The organism is Microbulbifer sp. ABH2_005 (assembly GCF_056160005.1).
The window spans coordinates 581194-600676 of sequence record NZ_JBSWWI010000001.1 but is presented as its reverse complement, the minus strand read 5'-3'; the positions used below and the strand labels follow the sequence as shown (position 1 = coordinate 600676).

The following is a 19483-nucleotide window of genomic DNA, read 5'->3' as shown; positions in this document are numbered from 1 at the left end:
CGGTTTGTTTTTAGATGATTAAGACAGCTTTACCACACGCTGGTGCAGGTCCTGCAGGCGGCGTACCTGTAGCGGCTGCTCCTGGCGCATGGCCATCGCCATGGCCTGGGCTGCCGCCAGGGTGGTTGTGTAACACACCTGGTGGTTCTCGGCACTGCGACGGATATCCGCGGAATCGCGGATCGCCTGGCGACCTTCAGTGGTATTCACCACCAACGCAATCTCGTCGTTCTTAATCATATCGACGATATGCGGGCGACCTTCACTCATCTTGTTGACGGTTGTAACGGGAATATCGTTATCTTGCAAGACCTTGGCGGTGCCTCGGCTGGCAATCACCTCGAAGCCAAGCTCCACCAGATCGCGAGCTACGCCTACGGCATCGGCCTTGTCGAAGTCGCGCACAGAGATAAACACGCGGCCGGATTCCGGCAGGCGATCGCCAGCGGCAACCAGACCTTTGTCGAAGGCTTCTGCGAAGGTCGCGCCCACGCCCATCACTTCGCCGGTGGATTTCATCTCGGGGCCGAGGATCGGGTCCACTTTCGGGAACTTGTTGAACGGGAATACTGACTCTTTAACGGAGTAGTAGTCCGGTACGATCTCTTCGGTAAAGCCCTGTTCTTGCAGGCTGATACCGGCCTGACAGCGCGCAGCCACTTTCGCCAGTGAAGTGCCGATGCACTTGGAAACGAAAGGTACGGTACGGGAAGCGCGCGGGTTCACCTCGATCACGTAGATCTCGCCGTCCTGGTAGGCCAGCTGGGTATTCATTAGACCAACTACGCCAAGCTCGCGGGCCATGGCTTTCACTTCTTCGCGCATACGGTCCTGCACATCCGCCGGCAGGCTGTAGGGCGGCAGGGAGCAGGCGGAATCACCGGAGTGAACACCACACTGTTCAATGTGCTGCATAATGGCGCCGATCACAACGTCCTGGCCATCGGATACCGCATCGATATCCACCTCAATGGCGGCGTTGAGGAAGTGGTCCAGCAGTACCGGCGCTTCGTCAGAAACCTGCACCGCTTCTTTCATATAAGTGAGCAGCTCGTCTTCTTTGTAGACGATCTCCATCGCGCGGCCGCCCAGTACGTAAGACGGGCGGACAACCAGCGGATAGCCCACGTCTTTCGCCGCCTGGATGGCTTCGGAGACAGAGCGCACGATAGCGTTCTTCGGCTGCTTGAGGCCGAGACGCATAATCATCTGCTGGAAACGCTCGCGGTCTTCGGCGCGGTCGATCTGTTCTGGGGTAGTACCGATAATCGGCACACCTTCGTTGGCCAGGTAGCGCGCCAGGTTCAGCGGAGTCTGGCCGCCGAACTGTACGATCACGCCTTCCGGCTTCTCTTTGGCAACGATCTCCAGCACGTCTTCCAGGGTTACCGGCTCGAAGTAGAGGCGGTCGGAAGTGTCGTAGTCGGTGGAAACGGTCTCCGGGTTACAGTTGACCATGATGGTCTCGTAACCGTCTTCGCGCATCGCCAGAGCCGCGTGTACACAGCAGTAATCGAACTCGATGCCCTGGCCGATACGGTTGGGGCCACCGCCGAGTACCATGATTTTCTTCTTATCGGACGGCTGCGCTTCGCACTCCTCGTCGTAGGTGGAGTACATGTAGGCAGTGGAGGTGCTGAATTCAGCGGCACAAGTATCCACGCGTTTGTAAGAGGGGAATACGCCCAGCTTGTGGCGGAATTCGCGCACGGTCTTCTGGCTCACCCCCAGCAGATCCGCCAAGCGGCGATCGGAGAAGCCTTTGCGCTTCAGGAAGCGCATATGCTCGGCAGTCAGCGCCGAGGTGGGCAGGGACTTGAGCGGCTCTTCGATTTTGATCAGCTCTTCGATCTGCACCAGGAACCAGGGATCGATACCGGACAGGTCGTAAACTTCACCGACGCTCATACCCATACGGAAGGCATCGCCCACGTACCAGATGCGCTCGGCACCCGGAACGGAAAGCTCTCGGCGCACACGGTTCTCGGCACCGTCTTTTTTCGGGTTGACCTTGCTTTCCAAGCCAAAGCTGCCCACTTCCAGGCCGCGCAGGGCTTTCTGCATGGATTCCTGGAATGTGCGGCCAATCGCCATCACTTCACCCACTGATTTCATCTGGGTGGTCAAACGCGCATCCGCTTCACCGAATTTCTCGAAGGTAAAGCGCGGAATCTTGGTGACAACGTAATCGATGGATGGCTCGAAAGACGCCGGGGTCGCACCGCCGGTGATGTCGTTTTGCAGCTCATCCAGGGTGTAACCCACTGCCAGCTTGGCCGCGACCTTGGCGATCGGGAAGCCGGTGGCCTTGGAGGCCAGTGCGGAGGAGCGGGATACCCGCGGGTTCATCTCGATCACCACCACGCGGCCAGTCTTCGGGCAGACGCCGAACTGTACGTTGGAGCCGCCGGTCTCCACGCCGATCTCGCGCAGTACCGCGATAGAGGCGTTGCGCATCAGCTGGTATTCCTTGTCGGTCAACGTCTGCGCCGGAGCGACAGTGATGGAGTCACCGGTGTGTACACCCATCGGGTCGAAGTTCTCGATGGAACATACGATGATGCAGTTGTCGTTCTTATCGCGAACCACTTCCATCTCGTACTCTTTCCAGCCGAGCAGGGATTCATCGATCAGCAGTTCGTTGGTGGGGGAGAGATCGAGACCGCGCTTACAAATCTCTTCAAACTCAGGCCAGTTATAGGCCACACCGCCACCGGAACCACCCATGGTGAAGGACGGACGGATAATCACCGGGAAGCCGAACTCTTCCGGTACCTTCTTCGCCTCTTCCATGGAGTGCACGATCTTGGCACGCGGGGTTTCCAGGCCGATCGCTTTCATCGCCTTGTCGAACAGGTCGCGGTCTTCCGCTTTTTCGATGGCGTCTTTGTCCGCACCGATCAGCTCGACATCGAACTCCTTTAGGACACCGTGCTTGTCCAGGTCCAGGGCGCAGTTCAGTGCCGTCTGGCCGCCCATGGTGGGCAGGATGGCGTCGGGGCGCTCCTTCTCGATAATTTTGGCAACGGTGCGCCACTCCACCGGCTCGATGTAGGTGGCATCGGCCATGGCCGGATCGGTCATGATGGTGGCCGGGTTGGAGTTCACCAGGATCACCCGGTAGCCCTCTTCGCGCAGCGCCTTACAGGCCTGGGCACCGGAGTAGTCAAATTCGCACGCCTGGCCGATCACGATGGGGCCTGCGCCGATAATCAGAATGCTTTGGATATCTGTGCGTTTTGGCATCTTTCTTCCGTTCTACTACCGGCTAAGGCCGGCTGCGCTAAATTTCATTCGTATCTTGTCAAGGAGACTCTAAACAACTCCGTGATGCCTCTGGCTTGCAGAGCGGTTCACAATCAAGGCGCGGCTTCGCAGGAATGTCTAGACCTTTCAAGAAGTCGCAACGCGGAGTGTGAATCGCTCTGCAAGCCCCGAAGGGCGGGTCTTGAAGGCCACAGCTGCTGCGTTGCAGCTCTTGCAAAGGGCTACGGCCATTTGCGGCAAGCTGCGCCTAACATCTGCAGCCTTCAAGGACCCGCAGAGGTATTACGGCGTTATTCAGAGTCTCCTTATAACCGCCGCAAAAGCGGCGGTTATTTGCCCAACCCTGGGCGGCTGCACCCTTAGGCGCGCTCTTTCATCAAATCGATAAAGTGGTCGAACAGCGGCGCCACATCGTGTGGGCCCGGGCTCGCTTCCGGGTGCCCCTGGAAGCTGAAGGCCGGCTTGTCTGTCAGGCGAATGCCCTGCAGGGTGCCGTCGAACAGAGACTTGTGGGTAACTTCCACATTGTCCGGCAGGCTGTCGGCGTCCACTTCGAAACCGTGGTTCTGCGCGGTAATCATCACCTTAGTGCTGCTCAGGTCCTGTACCGGGTGGTTACCACCGTGGTGACCGAACTTCATCTTGGCAGTTTTGCCACCTACCGCCAGGCCCAACAACTGGTGGCCCAGGCAGATGCCGTAGGTGGGGATACCGGCGTCGAGGATTTCGCGAATAGCGGTGATCGCGTACTCACAGGGCTCGGGGTCACCGGGACCATTGGACAGGAATACGCCGTTGGGATTCATCGCCAGGACTTCGGAAGCCGGGGTCTCTGCCGGTACTACCGTGATGTCGCAGCCGCGATCCACCAGCATGCGCAGGATATTGCGCTTCACACCGAAGTCGTAAGCCACCACTTTGAAGGGCTGTTCCGGTGCGGCCTTGTGGCCTTCGCCCAGTTCCCAGGTACCTTCGCTAAAGGGGTAGGCTTCCTTGGTGCTCACCACCTTGGCCAGGTCCATCCCTTTCAGGCCGGCAAATGCCTTGGCCTTTGCCAGGGCTTCTTCGCGATCAATATTGTCACCGGCAACGATGCAACCGCTCTGGGCGCCTTTATCGCGCAGCAGGCGAGTCAAGCGACGAGTGTCGATATCGGCGATACCGACGATATTGCGATCGCGCAGATAGTCTTCCAGAGACTGCTCACTGCGGAAGCTACTGGCCATCAGCGGCAGGTCGCGAATTACCAGGCCGGCGGCCCAGATATCGGCGCACTCCTCGTCTTCCTGGTTGGTGCCAGTGTTGCCGATGTGCGGATAGGTCAGAGTCACAATCTGGCGGGCGTAGGAGGGGTCGGTAAGGATCTCCTGGTAGCCGGTCATTGAGGTGTTGAACACCACCTCGCCAACAGAACTGCCGTGGGCGCCGATCGCACGTCCTTCAAAGACGCTACCATCTGCGAGCACCAGCAGGGCGGGAGTTGTACTCTGCATAAAGTTGTGGGGCATGAAGGCCTCCGACGTAGGGACAGCTTTAGTCAAATTGAACTCCAATCTTCAGAACTGCTTCCGGGCGGGGTTTTCGGGCTTTGGAGCATACAAGCTCCTGACTGGCGCGCGCATAAAAAAGCGAGATGAAACATCGCAGCTTCATCTCGCTTTAAAAATCTATTCACGCGCGGCTCTCACAAATTGGCCGATGCTTGCCACCGGCTTTTAGCGGGCTCGCGCTGTGCGATTTAGCTTCGCGACACCAGCCCAAATTCGGGCGCAGATTCTACGCGAATTCCCCTCTGAACGCTAGTGCAAAAATACGCCAAACGCGGCAGGAAACTTTCCTCAGTCTGGTTTCTGCCCAAGACGGAACAAGCTGTTGCCCATTTTTAACTCCGCCTTCTCCAACATGGTTTTATTCATGCGCAGTGCCACTTCGCCACCGGAGTCGGCAAACTCAATCATTCCGCCCGTTGCGGCAAAGCGATCGGCATCGCTCACCGTAAGAACCGGGAAGAATTCTACAGTAACCAGCGCTTTCAGCAGATTGGCGCGATCCATAGAGCCGAGAATCACGATCTGGCATTTGCGCGCGCGCAGTATATCCTTGAAGTCAATTTTCTCCAGCGCCACCTTGCGCCCGTCAATACGCTGGTTTCGGAAGCGCTCCGCCAGCGTCTCCCCCAGAGAATCCCCTCCCATCAGACACACCTTGAATGGGGCTGTGTAGTTATCAAACGCATTGACCGGCCACTGCAGGTTGTAGGCGAAATGCACGATGTAATCCACCATCACACGCCGCCCCAGGGGGGTATCGGAGAGGTGTACCGCGGCCTGAGTCAAAGGCGCAATCAGCAAGCTCAGTAATAGGGTAAAAATCAGGGATAGGCGGGGAGCAGAAGGTCTGCGGCAGTGTGTCTTCACGGTCAGTAAAACCCTGCGGTTTACACCAGCTGCCGGCAACAGGGGCGGCCCCGGCAGAGAGTGTCTATCGGCGGATACCAGGGCAAACTATTTGCCGAGGCTTGATGAGCGCGCCAGCGAAAAGCCCGGCCACCTCTGAAGGTTAGCCCACTGGACTTAGTGCCGCCGGCGCCCCAATCAACATCGACTATTCAGACGTACTCTTCTCCAGGTCGACATTGCTCTCACTGGATTTTGTCGCCGGACGCCATTTGAGCGCCTTTTCAATCGACATAATCATAGACCCAGCAATATCTTTACGGGTTGCGCTCTCGATGCCCTCCAGGCCGGGGGAGGAGTTCACCTCAAGCAGTAGCGGCCCCTTGCGCGAGCGGATAATATCCACACCCGCCACTTTCAAACCCAGCGCTTTTGCCGCTTTAATGGCTATGCGCTTTTCATCTGCCGTGACCTTGACCACTGAAGCGGTTCCGCCCTGGTGGATATTGGCCCGGAATTCACCCGGCGCCGCCTCCCGCTGAATAGAGGCCACCACCCGCCCATCGATCACGAACAGACGCAGGTCTTTGCCCTGAGCTTCGCGGATAAACTCCTGTACCAACAGGTTGGCCTTCAGGGATTTAAACGCGTTAATGACCGACTCCGCCGCTTTGCGGGTTTCCGCCAGCACGACACCGCGCCCCTGGGTTCCCTCCAACAGTTTCACGATCAGTGGCGCGCCGCCGACCATCTCGATCAGCTCATTGGTATCCACCGGCGAGTTGGCGAAACCGGAGGTGGGGATACTCAAACCGCTCTGCTGCAAAAGCTGCAGGGAAAACAGCTTATCCCGCGACTGACTGATCGCCGCAGAACCATTCAGGGCAAACACTTCCAGACTCTCAAAGTGGCGAGTCAGAGCACAGCCGTAAAAGGTCTGGCTGGGGCGAATTCGCGGGATAATGGCATCCAGATTGTTGAGAATTCTGCCATCGCGGTAATGCACCTCGGGCTCATCCGCATCCAGCTTCATATAACACTGGCGAACATCCAGGAAGGTCATACGGTGGCCGCGCTCGGCACCGGCTTCCATTATGCGGCGGTTGCTATAAAGGTCCGGATTGGAAGCCAGCAAACCGATTCGCAGGCCTGTGCCGGCGATATGGTGCTCGTCCCGATAAAATTCATCCAGCTGGCTTTTTGGCAAATCACCCAGACAGAAACCCTCCGAAGGGTCCACCATCATGCGCCCAAGCATCGCTTCACGCCCGAGCAGCATGCGGTAACCCATACTGTCACGGTTGGTCAGGGTCAGCTCGATATCCCAAACGCTGCCGCCGATGGAAAGTGCGGTACGAATGACCGGGCGCCGCTCCGATTCACCGGAGGAGCTGCGCACCACACGCTTATCCAGCATTCGGGCCTCGCAGCGCACCGTCGGGCGGCGCTGGTGCTGCAATGGATGCGCCTCAAAGCTTACCCAGGGCTCACCGTCGCGCTTAAACGTCTGAATATTGTAGGCATGCAGGCAAGAAGTCTTAGCCCCGGAGTCGACCCGAGCCTTAATCGCAGGAATTCCCAGACCGGGAAAAGCACACCACTCTTCGCTACCGACAATCAGCTTTTTTTCCAAACGAAAAAATCCTCAAAATATTTTTTGGTTTATCGAGCGAGTAAACGCCCCGAATTACTGTCATCCCTTGCGAGGCCAGGCCTCGCCAATTTACAGCATTGATTTAACCCATATTGCCGATCAGCTTATGGGTAGAGTCTACGAAGTTAACCCGAGGCTAACCCACTAATAAAACTATTGCAGAGGAAAAATTATTTTAATCCCAGCACATCGCGCATATCGTAGTGGCCAGGGGCGCGTTGCGAGTAATCATCGCCGCTCAGCCACAGTGCGGCACGCACCGCGCCGCGGGCAAAAGAAAGACGGCTGCTGGCGCGATGGCTGATTTCAACTCGCTCGCCTTCGGCGAGAAACATCACCGAATGCTCACCGACCACATCCCCTCCTCGCACGGTGGCAAAGCCGATGGTATCGCGCTCCCGTGCACCAGTCTGCCCCTCGCGACCGTAGATCGCCACTTTGTCGAGATCACGCCCCAGGGTCTCGGCCACCACTTCACCCATACTGAGAGCCGTGCCCGAGGGGGCATCTACTTTGTGACGGTGATGGGCCTCGACGATTTCAATATCCGCATCCTCACCCATTACCCTTGCAGCGGTCTCCAGCAATTTAAAACACAGGTTTACACCTGTGGAAAAATTACTAGCCAGGCACAGTGGGATTTTTTTAGCGTGTGCGAGTACTTCGCTTTTCTGTTCCGCGGTAAATCCTGTAGTGCCTATCACTATGGGGCGACCGTGAGTGGCGCAATAAGCAGTATTTGATAGGGTCGCGAGAGGCGCGGAAAAGTCGATCAACACATCAAACTCGGCTTTTTCTAGGTTATCCACAATGGCGACACCATTACGGCCCAAGCCCGCTACTTCACCGGCATCGGCCCCCACCAGGCTGGAACCAGGCCGGACAACAGCGGCGCTGAGTTCCGCTTCCCCAGTGAGCGTCAGTGCCTCCGCCAGAGCCCGGCCCATTCGCCCACCAAATCCGCTGATCGCTATCTTTACCGCCACAACAACACTCCTGTCTACGCCCATAAGGTTGCGAATCTTACCCCGCTCTTCCTGAGGGCAGCTACAAAAACAACGCCTTTAAAAGTGATCACTTATACCTGATCTTAATCTGGCCATGAGTTTGCTGCATGAAGAAATAACAAGGCACAACTTTATTACCAACTAACTGCAACTCAGTGAAAGCGATGACAAACCGCGATGCTAGGCTTAATCCAGAGGGGTAAATGGAGCGCCAACATGCGACTTATGATTCGATCAAACCACCTGCCACATTTATTGGTGGTGGTTATCTCTTTAACCCTGGCCTTTGGCAGTGCGCCCGTATCCGCACAACAGCAAAGTACAAACCCAGACTTTTGGGAGAAGTATGACGACATAACAGATTGGGTGACGCTGCGTCTGCAGCTCACCCCTGGCCAGGAAAAAGTAGTGCTGCCCATCATGCAAAAGAGCCTTGCAGAAAAAAAGGCCGTACTGGAACGCTATGGCGTATTGAACAACCCTAAACTGACTTTGACTCCTAAGCAGCGCGGGGAAATCGGTGCGCAATTGGCCACGATCACCGGCCAAACAAACAAAGAGCTGGAAGGGATACTAAAACAACAACAAATGAAGGAACTGGGAAAGATTCAGCACGAATTTTTGATGGAGCTGGCTGCTCGCCTGAGGGCTCGATCTGCCCAAGGCAACTAACCCGGCAGGGACACCGGGCTAGCTTTCGCTATTCTTCCTACTTTTGACCTCTCACAACCTCTCAAAGGCGCTCGTCAGTAAAGCAACGACAAGCTTTAGGTTGCCGATAGTCGAATAGCGATTAGGGATACGCGCTTAGAATTAAAGCTTCATATCGCCAAAGAAGTTCTTCACCCCTTCGAACCAACCGGTCTGACGAGGCGCATTTTTCTTCTCACTGAGGGTGTTGGCGAACTCCTGCAGCAGCTCTTTTTGCTTGCTGGAGAGGTTCACTGGTGTTTCCACAACAACCCGACACAGCAGATCGCCAGTGGCGCCACCGCGCACAGGGGTTACCCCTTTGCCACGCAGACGGAATAGCTTGCCGGTCTGACTCTCAGCGGGGATTTTCAGTTTTACCTTGCCATCGAGCGTCGGTACTTCCAGCTCGCCACCGAGCGCAGCGGCGGAGAAGCTGATTGGCACTTCACAGTAGAGGTTCTTGCCATCGCGCTGGAACAGCTCATGTTCCTTCACCACGACCTGCACATACAGATCGCCAGCGGGGCCGCCATCGGGACCGGCTTCACCCTCACCAGACAGGCGAATACGATCACCAGTATCCACACCGGGCGGCACTTTCACCGACAGAGTTTTGGTTTCCTCTACTCGACCGCGACCGTGACAGCTGCCACAGGGGTCGGAAATAATAGAGCCGCGCCCACGACAATTCGGGCAGGTCTGCTGAACGGAGAAGAAACCCTGCTGCATACGCACCTGGCCAGCACCGCCACAGGTACCACAGGTCTGCGGTGAAGAACCGGGCTTGGCACCAGAACCATGGCAGGTATCACAGGAAGCCAGAGTCGGTACGCGAATCTTGACCGTGGTGCCACGCACCGCATCTTCCAGGTCTAGTTCCAGGTCATAGCGCAAATCGGAACCACGCGCAGGGCCGCCGCGACGGCCGCCACCGCCCCCACCGAAAATATCGCCAAATACGTCGCCGAAGATGTCGGAGAAGCCGCCAAAACCACCGGCGCCGCCACCACCCATCTGGCCTTCCACACCGGCGTGGCCAAACTGGTCGTAGGCCGCACGCTTCTGTGAGTCGGACAGTATCTCGTAGGCCTCATTGGCCTCCTTGAATTTGTTTTCGGCTTCCGCATCATCGGGGTTGCGGTCCGGGTGAAACTTCATCGCCACCCGGCGGTAGGCTTTCTTCAGCTCTGCATCCGAGGCGCCGCGCTCGACGCCGAGGACTTCGTAATAATCGCGTTTCGACATAAAACTATGTTCTCTGGTCCGGCATCAAGAACGGCCAAACTCTTTCTACTTCTCGGTTTCTAACTAAACTCCGCGTGCGGAGCACCGCCAAACTGCACAATCACAGCAAATTTTGACGGATACCTGAAACAACACAGGGCGCGGGCCTCTGAAAGTAAGGCGCCGCGCCCCTGAAGTTCTCCGGCAGCTACTGTAAAAGTTGCCGCCGGAAATGCAAGCGAACGCTTACTTACCTTCTTTCTTGTCGTCCTTCACTTCTTCGAACTCGGCGTCAACCGCGTCGTCGCCAGCGGAGGACTGCTGCTGTTCACCTTGAGCGCCTGCACCAGCGGCACCTTCAGCGCCAGCGGCCTGGGCCTGCTCGGCGTACATCTTCTGCGCAACCGGGCCGGAAGCTTCGGTCAGCTTGGTGGTAGCGGCTTCCATAGCAGCCTTGTCGTTACCTTTCACCGCCTCTTCCGCTTCTTTGATCGCCGCTTCGATCGCAGACTTTTCTTCAGCGGTGGCTTTGTCACCAGCTTCTTCCAGGGTCTTCTTGGTGGCAGAGATCAGGCCGTCAAGGGTGTTGCGGGTCTGCACCAGCTCCTCGAACTGCTTGTCCGCTTCGGCATTCGCCTCGGCGTCCTGAACCATCTTATCGATCTCATCCTCGGACAGACCGGAGGAGGCCTTGATCACGATGGACTGCTCTTTGCCAGTCGCCTTGTCCTTCGCGTGTACATGCAGGATGCCGTTGGCATCGATATCGAAGGTCACTTCGATCTGAGGTACACCGCGGGGGGACGGCGGGATATCGGCCAGGTCAAAACGACCCAGAGATTTGTTCTGGGAAGCCTGCTTGCGCTCACCCTGCACCACGTGAATGGTTACCGCAGTCTGGTTATCTTCCGCAGTAGAGAACACCTGGGACTTTTTGGTCGGGATAGTGGTGTTCTTGTCGATCAGCGGAGTCGCAACGCCACCCATGGTTTCGATACCCAGAGTCAGCGGGGTTACGTCCAGCAGCAGTACGTCTTTCACGTCACCGGACAATACCGCGCCCTGAATAGCAGCGCCCATGGCAACGGCTTCGTCGGGGTTAACGTCTTTGCGTGGCTCTTTGCCGAAGAACTCGGTGACTTTTTGCTGAACCAGCGGCATACGAGTCTGACCACCAACCAGGATCACTTCGTCTACGCCAGAGGCGGACAGGTCGGCGTCCTGCAGGGCAATTTTCACCGGCTCCAGAGAGCGGGTTACCAGCTCTTCCACCAGGCTTTCCAGCTTGGCGCGGGTCAGCTTAACCACCAAGTGCTTGGGACCGGTGGCGTCTGCAGTGATGTACGGCAGGTTCACTTCGGTCTGCTGGCTGGAGGACAGCTCGATCTTGGCTTTTTCTGCAGCTTCTTTCAGACGCTGCATTGCCAGGGGGTCGCCTTTCAGGTCGATGCCTTGGTCTTTCTTGAACTCGTCTGCGAGGTATTCGATCAGGCGCAGGTCGAAGTCTTCACCACCGAGGAAGGTGTCACCGTTGGTGGACAGTACTTCAAACTGCTTCTCACCATCGACGTCCGCAATTTCGATAATGGAGATATCGAAAGTACCACCGCCCAGGTCGTATACCGCTACGGTGCGGTCGCCACCCTGCTTGTCCAGGCCGTAGGCCAGTGCAGCGGCAGTCGGCTCGTTGATAATACGCTTCACATCCAGGCCAGCGATGCGGCCGGCGTCTTTGGTGGCCTGACGCTGGGAGTCATTAAAGTAAGCCGGTACGGTAATTACTGCAGCTTCAACTTTCTCGCCGAGGAAATCTTCCGCGGTTTTCTTCATTTTTTTCAGGACTTCGGCAGAGATCTGCGGCGGAGCTTTTTTATCGCCTTTCACTTCTACCCAAGCGTCGCCGTTGTCGGCTTCGGTGATGGTGTAGGGCACCATCTTAATATCTTTCTGGACAACGTCGTCCTTGAATTTACGGCCAATCAAACGCTTAACCGCAAACAGGGTATTCTGGGGATTGGTCACCGCCTGACGCTTGGCGGACTGGCCCACCAGGATTTCGTTGTCGTCAGTGAAGGCAACAATAGAAGGTGTAGTACGATCGCCTTCGGCGTTCTCGATTACACGCGCTTTGTCACCATCCAGTACCGCCACACAGCTGTTGGTGGTACCCAGGTCGATGCCGATAATTTTTCCCATTTGTAAAATCCTCGATTGATGCGCGCTGCCAGATTTGTTCTGTCTACAACGCGCGAATAATTCTTCTGTTGTCAGCTATATTGGTGCCGGCCGATAAAATTCAAGGCCGTTTTCCACACCTGCCGTTACGGCGCTTTGCTAACCACCACCATGGCCGGGCGCACCAGGCGACCGTTGAGGCGATACCCTTTTTGAAACACGTCCATCACCGTATTTGGCTCCACCTCCCCGTTCGGCACCTGGGTCATAGCCTGATGCAATTCCGGGTCGAAGGGCTCGCCGGCCGGATCGACAACTTCCACGGAATTTTTCGTCAAGGTATCGACGAAAGATTTGTGGGTTAGCTCGATACCTTCCACCAGCGCTTTGTTGGCTTCATCTTTGGTATCGATAGTGGCGAGGGCACGCTCCAGGTTGTCTACAACCGGCAGTAAATCTTGCAGTAGTTTTTCTACTGCAAATTTGCGTGCGCGCTCCACATCTTGCTGAGCACGACGGCGAGCATTCTGCTCCTCGGCCTGGGCGCGCAGGGCGAGGTCTTTCTGCACCGTTAACTGCTCTTGCAGTTTGATAATTTCATCGTGCAGCGCATCTGCACTTTCAGCTTCTTCGTGCAAGGCTTCTTCAGCCTGCTCTCGCTCGGCTGCGGAGGGGTCTTCAATCTCCGCGGAAACCGCCTCGTCTGCCCTTGTCAGGTGCTCATCAGCCAGGGCTTCCGGCTGCACCCCCTCGGTAATCTGATCTTCTTCGCTGCGCTCTCTGGCCACTGCTTTCTCCGTCGCGTCGACTCTGTCAGTAATGAGTTGGGCCCGTCCCGCGGGCTCTGGGGGCTATATGGGGCCATCCCCGCACAGTTCAAGTGGTTTTTAGCGCCCAGGCATTCCGGCAGGGTAATGTGGCCCAGCCCCTATAGCTAACCGGATGGGGATACTGTATAAATAACCACTACAAAGTGGGCCGCGAGCCTATCGATACAATAAGGACATAAAAGCGATACCTATGTTGCTGCACCTGTCTATCAGCCAATTCACCCTGGTGGACCAACTGGAGTTGGAGTTCGGTCCCGGAACCAGCACGCTCACCGGCGAGACCGGCGCGGGAAAATCCATCACATTGGATGCCCTAGGGCTCGCCCTGGGCGGCCGCGGCAGCGCCGAACTGGTGCGCGCAGGTGCCCGGCGCGCCGATATCTGTGCCACCTTCGATATCTCCAGCTACCCCAGTGCGAGCGATTGGCTCCAATCCCAGGAGCTGGATAGCGGGCAGGAAGTCATACTGCGGCGCACTCTCGGTGCCGATGGCCGCTCACGGGCATACATCAACGGCCAGCCAGTCACCCTGCTGCAGCTGCGCGCCCTAGGCGAGCAGTTGATTGATATCCACAGCCAGCACGAACACCAATCCCTACTTAAAAAAGAAACCCACCGCCGCCTGCTCGACGAGTTCGCCCAAGCCCAAGAGCTGACCGCCGAAACCCGCAGCCGCTATAAGACCTGGCAGGACCAGTACCGCCGCTACCGCAATCTGGCCGACAGCGCCGAGGAGGCCGAGGCCCGACGAACCCTGTTACAGTACCAACTGCGTGAACTGGAGCAGTTGGATCTGAGTGAAGGAGAGATAGAAGCGCTGGAGAGTGAGCAACGGCAGCTGGCTAATGCCGGCGACATTCTTAATGGCAGCTATCAACTCGCCGCACTTTTGTCCGGTGGTGAGGGGGATATTGCCGAACAACTGCACCGCGCCCTGCAACTGCTTTCCGCCATGCCCGAGCAGGCGCCGGCCTTAGTTGAAGTGGCGCAAATGCTCGATAGCGCTCGCATCCAGATTGATGAAGCGGCCGGCACCCTATCCCGGCATATCGACCGTTTCGAGATGGACCCTGAGCGGCTCGCCGAAGTTGAAGAGCGCCTCAGCGCAATTTATCAATCTGCGCGCAAGCACCGCGTGCAGCCCAGTGAGCTGCCTGCTCTTCAGCGACAATTGCAAGAGGAGCTGGACGATATCGGCACCGAGGACACCCTGGAGCGCCTCGCCGACACCTGCAGCAAGTTAGAAAAGGAATTTCGCACTGTCGCCACAAAGCTGAGCAAGTTGCGGCAACAGGCGGCGTTAACACTCGCCGAGTCGGTAAACCGACAGCTGGTGGATCTGGCTATGCCCCACGCCAAGGTCGAACTTGCCCTACAGGCTCTGGATAAACCCTGCAGCCACGGCTTGGAAGAGGTGGAAATACTGATTTCCACCAACCCCGGCCAGCCACCGCGCCCCCTGGGTAAAATTGCCTCTGGTGGTGAGCTTTCCCGGGTGAGTCTCGCCATTCAGGTGGTCACGGCACAGACCTCGCGCACCCCCACCCTGGTTTTTGATGAGGTGGACGTGGGCATTGGTGGTGCCACCGGTGATGTGGTTGGCCGTCTGCTGCGCCAGCTTGGTGAGACCCGCAATGGCTGCAGCGGCCAGGTGATTTGTGTCACCCATCTGGCACAGGTGGCGGCGCGGGCCCACCGCCAATATCTGGTAGAGAAGCACAGCGATGGAGAACAGGCGTTTGTCGCCCTGCGTGAGCTAAAAAATGAGGAGCGCCGCGAGGAAATCGCGCGCATGCTGGGCGGACAACCCAGCCCCCAGTCACTGGCTCACGCGGAAGAGATGTTGACCAGGGCGCTATGAGCTGAACCCAACGTCCATTACAAGCCATCGAGACAAACCACCAAGACAAGCCACCGAACGCATTATCGAACTGACCAGCAAGACAGCCCACCTCTCCCACTGAGGAGGTGGGCAATCATTGCGTGTAGATCAATAAATAACCGCCAACAATCCGGCAAAATAGCCGGCCAGCCGGTGATAAATGCCGTTTTAGGACAAATAGACCAAATATGACTGGGTGTGGCAGCGAAAGTCACCATATACTGGGCCGCTTGTTTGACTTTGTTTGAGTAGTATCGGCCGAGTTTATGCAGAGAACGATTTTTAATACCCCGATTGTCACACCGATGCTGCGCCAAGTAGCCAAGCTACTGCTGAAGCTGCACGGTTGGCGCGTCAAAGGCGATCAGCAATCCCTGAAGCTGAAAAAATATGTCTTGATCGGGGCTCCTCACACCACGAATTGGGACGGCTATTACTTTATTCTGGCCGCACTTAAACTGAAGATGACTCCGCAGTGGATGGGTAAGGACAAACTGTTCCAATTCCCCCTCGGAGGCCCCATGCGCTGGTTTGGCGGTATCGCCGTGGACCGCAGCAAGGCCAACAACCTGGTGGATGCCACCGTCCGCCAGTTCAAGCTGCGCAAGGAACTGATCATCGCCATTCCTCCCGAAGGCACCCGCGGCTTGAGCGAGCGCTGGAAATCCGGCTTTTACCATATTGCACGCAGCGCCAAGGTGCCGCTGGTATTGGGCTTTATCAACTTTTCCAAAAAAGAAGTGGGCATTGGCCCTATTGCGCAACTGGGGGAAAACCTGGAAGCGGAACTGAATAAACTCAGGGAGTTTTACGCGGATAAAGTCGGGAAATTCCCGGAACTTTATACTCCGCCCTGCCAACCTCAGCAGTAAGCGGGCATGTAATGGGTGCGGCGGCCGCCGCACCCGATAGGCTTACTTCTCTTTCGCCTTCACATACAGCACCAAGCTGTGACCTGTCAGCTCATAGCCATGCTCTTCGGCGATCTGGCGCTGTAACTCTTCGATTTCCTCATTGTGAAACTCGATGACCTTTCCGGTATCAGTGCACACCATATGATCGTGATGATCTCCGCGATCCAGCTCGAATACGGAATGGCCGCCATCGAAGTTGTGACGAACAACCAGGCCCGCGCTCTCAAACTGGGTCAGCACCCGGTAGACGGTAGCCAGCCCGACATCCTCCCCCGCTTCCAACAGTAGCTTATACACATCTTCAGCACTCAGGTGCTGCTCACTGGTGCTTTCAAGCAACTGCAGAATCTTAACCCGCGGCAGAGTGACCTTCAGACCGGCCTTGCGCAATTCCTGGTTTTCGTTCGACATGAATAGATATTTCCCGACAGGATTTATGAATTGTCTTTACTTGCATCAGCCCACTGAAGAGGTCTATACCCGAATAAGACCACAGATTCCCGCCTGTCAGCGAGCCGACTCTTCGGGTATTATCCCATGCCGAACGGAGTCAGCGGAACCCCAGCTACCCAGACAAGGGGAAATCGCAGCGGGAGGGAACTTTCCCTGTATACAGGGGCCTATTCCGGTTAGCCGTTAAATATCGGTGCCAGAGATGCCGTATGAAAGAACATAATGGAGCAATGAATGCCGCCTAGCCTGAAATTTATCGCCATTGCCAGCCTGTGCGCCCTTCTCGGAGCCTGCACACTGGTTAAGTTTCCCGGTGTGCACCGCATTGAGGTACAGCAGGGCAATATCATTACCCAGGAGATGGTCGACCAGCTGAAGCCCGGTATGACCCGCCGCCAGGTACAATTTGTTCTCGGCACTCCGCTGCTGGAAGACACTTACAATCCCAACCGCTGGGACTATATCAACCGCGTTCGCGACAAGAAGGGCAAAATCATTCAGAAACGCTTTAGCGTTTATTTTGAAGAGGATTCCCTGGTGGCCACCAGTGGCGACTGGCAGCCGGCAGGCTGGCCTTAAGCCTCCGGGCCCTCAGCGTCTTTCTTTTTTTCGGCCAATCGCTTGGCCTTCTCGGCGCGCTGCTTGCGCGCCTCCTTCGGGTCAGCGATCAGCGGGCGATACACCTCAACACGGTCGCCCGGTTGCAGCTCATAGCTTTCCGCCGGCGCCAAACCCTTACTACCCAACACCTGACCAAAAATACCCATTTTGGCCGTGTCCGGGTCTACTTCCGGGTACTCTTTGGGAATACCCGAGCGAATCAGAGCCTCTCTCGCGGTGGTCCCCTCTTTTACCAGCAAGCGCATCAAGCGCTGCTCGTGTGGCAACGCGTACACCACCTCCACCGAAATCGTTTTTTCTTCCGTCATTGGGGCTTCCCATAAATTTCCTCAGCGCGCGTACACATCACCGCCACCATTTGATTGGCCAGATCGCTAAACAATTTGCCCGCAGCCGCGGCGATTAAGCGGCTTTTCATAGAGAAAGACAGAGAGAAAGTCACCTTGCAGGCACTTTCCGCCAAGGGAGTAAATGTCCAGTGCCCGGTAAAATTCTCAAAAGGCCCATCCACCAGGGTCAGAGTCATACTGGTTGGACGCATCAATTGGTTGCGTGTAGTAAAACTCTGGCGAATACCCGCGCGCGATAAATCCAGACGCGCCTCCAGGGTTTCTTCATCCCGGTAGAGGATTTCGGCACCGCGGCACCCCGGTAAAAACTGCGGGTAACTGGCCACATCATTGACCAGATCAAACATTTGTTCCGCGCTGTACATCACCAGCGCGCTGCGCTCTATTTCAGTCATTCCTGTTGTCTAATCCAGTCCGCCAGGCTAAATCGCCTGGGATTGTCGTTCGGCCGCTAATTTTGCCAGTCGGCGCTACTCAAGCAAGACAATTCCTGTAACAATCGCATTTTTTGCCGGCGGGACAAACCCGACCCCGTCGGAATAACAAAAATGACAAGCTGTATCTGATAAAAAATAATAGCGAGAGTACTATGACCGCAGTGAGAGAGCATTTTGGGTCAAGGCTGGGCTTTATCCTAGCCGCAGCTGGTTCCGCAGTTGGCATTGGTAATCTGGTGGCATTCCCCGTAGCGGCCACCAAGAGCGGAGGCGGTGCTTTCCTGCTGGTCTATGCGCTCTTCGTTTTCCTGATCTGTCTGCCAGTCATGATGGCGGAGCTGGCTCTGGGGCGCCGCTCTGATAAAGACCCGGTTGGCGCCTATCGCCAGCTCTCCAACGGTTCACATCTGTGGCGCATTCCCGGCTGGTTTGCCCTAATCACGCCTTTTATGATTGCCGTATTTTATTTGGTGGTCACCGTATGGGTACTCGGGTACCTAGTTGAAACCGTCACTGGCAACCTCAACCTGCTCGCCACGCCCGATTTCTTTATCCACTTTATCAACACCCCCAAGGTATTTATTTACCTGGTGGTATTAATGCTGATTATTAATGCCATTCTCGCTATGGGCGTAAAAGACGGTATTGAGCGCGCGGCAAAAACCCTGATGCCGATGCTTTTTGTGATGCTGCTGGGCTTGGTCATTTTTGTTCTGACCCTGGACAACGCCCTCTTGGGAGTGAAGTACTACCTGGTACCAGATTTCAGCAAGATTGATGGCAATGTAGTGAGCAAAGCCATGGCCCAGGCCTTCTTCTCGCTTTCCCTGGGTATGGGCATCATGATCACCTACGGCTCTTATATGAAGAAGCGGGACTCTATCCCCGGCTCCTCCCGCGCCGTTGCCATCACTGATACTCTGGTGGCATTTACCGCGGGCCTGTTGATTCTGCCCAGTATTTTCCACTTCAACCCGCAGATTGATCCCTCCGAGCTGAGCGAATCCTCCGCCGGTATGATCTTCCTGTTTTTGCCGAAGATCTTCCTCGCCCTGCAGGACAGCATCGGTTATACCGGAGCCAGCGCAGTGGCCGCCGTGTTCTTCTTTTTGGTACTAGTGGCCGCGATCACTTCGCTGGTTTCCATTATCGAAGTACCCATCGCCACCCTGCGCGACGAGCGCGATATGGAGCGTAAAACAGCCATTTACTGGGTTGCCGGAGTACAGTTTGTACTGGCCATCGCTTGCGCCGTCTCCTTTGGCATGGTCAACTGGTTCACTGAATTTGTACAGTTGGCCGGCGTCAACAAGTCCTTCTTCGATCTGGTAGAGATCATTTTCTACGACACCATCCTGCCCTTAAACGGCCTGCTGGTATGTCTGTTTGTGATCTACAAGTGGAAGAAAGCCAACTTTGACAAAGAGCTACAGGAAGGCGACCCCGCCTTTGCCGGCTCTTTCTCACAAAAATACGTAAACTTCTCCCTGGGCACCTTTATCCCGTTGATACTGCTGTTGATCTTTATCAACACCGTGGCCCTGAAGTTTTTTGGACACAGTTTTATCTAGTCATTAGAA

General features: G+C 56.2%; 16 protein-coding genes and 1 pseudogene. 5 read left to right on the top strand and 12 right to left on the bottom strand.

Annotated features, from left to right (window positions below; translation table 11 throughout):
• Positions 1 to 18: 18 nt before the first annotated feature.
• The 6 genes and pseudogenes from carB to dapB form a co-directional block, all read right to left on the bottom strand.
• The gene (gene carB, locus ACXAFI_RS02550; RefSeq protein WP_475107559.1) at positions 19 to 3246 is read right to left on the bottom strand and encodes a carbamoyl-phosphate synthase large subunit; all 3228 of its coding nucleotides are present in this window, start codon (positions 3244 to 3246) and stop codon (positions 19 to 21) included.
• A gap of 380 nt (positions 3247 to 3626) precedes the next feature.
• A complete protein-coding gene (gene carA / locus ACXAFI_RS02545) occupies positions 3627 to 4775 on the bottom strand; it encodes a glutamine-hydrolyzing carbamoyl-phosphate synthase small subunit (RefSeq protein WP_475107558.1) in 1149 nt (382 codons plus the stop codon).
• Between the two features lie 330 nt (positions 4776 to 5105).
• The gene (locus tag ACXAFI_RS02540) at positions 5106 to 5684 is read right to left on the bottom strand and encodes a YfiR family protein (protein WP_475107557.1); all 579 of its coding nucleotides are present in this window, start codon (positions 5682 to 5684) and stop codon (positions 5106 to 5108) included.
• Positions 5685 to 5871: 187 nt separating this feature from the next.
• Complete coding sequence (rimK, locus tag ACXAFI_RS02535; RefSeq protein ID WP_475109791.1) at positions 5872 to 6810, bottom strand: 30S ribosomal protein S6--L-glutamate ligase; 939 nt, start codon at positions 6808 to 6810, stop codon at positions 5872 to 5874.
• An 84-nt stretch (positions 6811 to 6894) separates the two neighbouring features.
• Positions 6895 to 7296: pseudogene (locus ACXAFI_RS02530) on the bottom strand (ATP-dependent zinc protease family protein); the annotation flags it as partial.
• A gap of 191 nt (positions 7297 to 7487) precedes the next feature.
• Entirely contained in the window at positions 7488 to 8303 is an 816-nt protein-coding gene (gene dapB, locus ACXAFI_RS02525; protein ID WP_475107556.1) for a 4-hydroxy-tetrahydrodipicolinate reductase, read from the bottom strand.
• Positions 8304 to 8540: 237 nt separating this feature from the next.
• On the opposite strand from dapB, the gene ACXAFI_RS02520 reads away from it, so the two are divergent.
• Positions 8541 to 8996 carry a hypothetical protein gene (locus ACXAFI_RS02520; protein ID WP_475107555.1) on the top strand — a complete coding sequence of 152 codons (456 nt, stop codon included), beginning with the start codon at positions 8541 to 8543 and terminating at the stop codon, positions 8994 to 8996.
• A gap of 141 nt (positions 8997 to 9137) precedes the next feature.
• Here ACXAFI_RS02520 and dnaJ read toward each other — a convergent pair whose 3' ends face one another.
• The 3 genes from dnaJ to grpE form a co-directional block, all read right to left on the bottom strand.
• A complete protein-coding gene (dnaJ, locus tag ACXAFI_RS02515; RefSeq protein ID WP_152454811.1) occupies positions 9138 to 10262 on the bottom strand; it encodes a molecular chaperone DnaJ in 1125 nt (374 codons plus the stop codon).
• Positions 10263 to 10487: 225 nt separating this feature from the next.
• Complete coding sequence (gene dnaK / locus ACXAFI_RS02510; protein WP_475107554.1) at positions 10488 to 12437, bottom strand: molecular chaperone DnaK; 1950 nt, start codon at positions 12435 to 12437, stop codon at positions 10488 to 10490.
• Positions 12438 to 12562: 125 nt separating this feature from the next.
• Positions 12563 to 13204 carry a nucleotide exchange factor GrpE gene (gene grpE, locus ACXAFI_RS02505; protein WP_475107553.1) on the bottom strand — a complete coding sequence of 214 codons (642 nt, stop codon included), beginning with the start codon at positions 13202 to 13204 and terminating at the stop codon, positions 12563 to 12565.
• A gap of 232 nt (positions 13205 to 13436) precedes the next feature.
• Between grpE and recN the strand changes: the two genes are divergently transcribed.
• Complete coding sequence (gene recN / locus ACXAFI_RS02500; protein ID WP_475107552.1) at positions 13437 to 15107, top strand: DNA repair protein RecN; 1671 nt, start codon at positions 13437 to 13439, stop codon at positions 15105 to 15107.
• 287 nt (positions 15108 to 15394) lie between these two features.
• A complete protein-coding gene (locus ACXAFI_RS02495) occupies positions 15395 to 16000 on the top strand; it encodes a 1-acyl-sn-glycerol-3-phosphate acyltransferase (RefSeq protein ID WP_444919981.1) in 606 nt (201 codons plus the stop codon).
• Positions 16001 to 16042: 42 nt separating this feature from the next.
• Here ACXAFI_RS02495 and fur read toward each other — a convergent pair whose 3' ends face one another.
• Positions 16043 to 16453 carry a ferric iron uptake transcriptional regulator gene (fur, locus tag ACXAFI_RS02490; protein ID WP_020414626.1) on the bottom strand — a complete coding sequence of 137 codons (411 nt, stop codon included), beginning with the start codon at positions 16451 to 16453 and terminating at the stop codon, positions 16043 to 16045.
• 276 nt (positions 16454 to 16729) lie between these two features.
• Here fur and ACXAFI_RS02485 point away from each other — a divergent pair, with 276 nt between their 5' ends.
• Positions 16730 to 17074, top strand: coding sequence for an outer membrane protein assembly factor BamE (locus ACXAFI_RS02485; protein WP_475107551.1), 345 nt, complete (start codon positions 16730 to 16732; stop codon positions 17072 to 17074).
• On the opposite strand, the gene ACXAFI_RS02480 is transcribed toward ACXAFI_RS02485, so the two are convergent.
• Together ACXAFI_RS02480 and ACXAFI_RS02475 are read right to left on the bottom strand one after the other, a co-directional pair.
• Positions 17071 to 17424 (bottom strand): RnfH family protein, encoded by a 354-nt coding sequence (locus tag ACXAFI_RS02480; protein ID WP_152454817.1) that lies wholly within the window; start codon positions 17422 to 17424, stop codon positions 17071 to 17073. The genes ACXAFI_RS02485 and ACXAFI_RS02480 overlap by 4 nt on opposite strands.
• The gene (locus ACXAFI_RS02475) at positions 17421 to 17861 is read right to left on the bottom strand and encodes a type II toxin-antitoxin system RatA family toxin (RefSeq protein WP_475107550.1); all 441 of its coding nucleotides are present in this window, start codon (positions 17859 to 17861) and stop codon (positions 17421 to 17423) included. Before ACXAFI_RS02475 ends, ACXAFI_RS02480 begins: the two co-directional genes overlap by 4 nt.
• Positions 17862 to 18055: 194 nt before the next feature.
• Here ACXAFI_RS02475 and ACXAFI_RS02470 point away from each other — a divergent pair, with 194 nt between their 5' ends.
• The gene (locus ACXAFI_RS02470; protein ID WP_475107549.1) at positions 18056 to 19474 is read left to right on the top strand and encodes a sodium-dependent transporter; all 1419 of its coding nucleotides are present in this window, start codon (positions 18056 to 18058) and stop codon (positions 19472 to 19474) included.
• Positions 19475 to 19483: the final 9 nt, after the last annotated feature.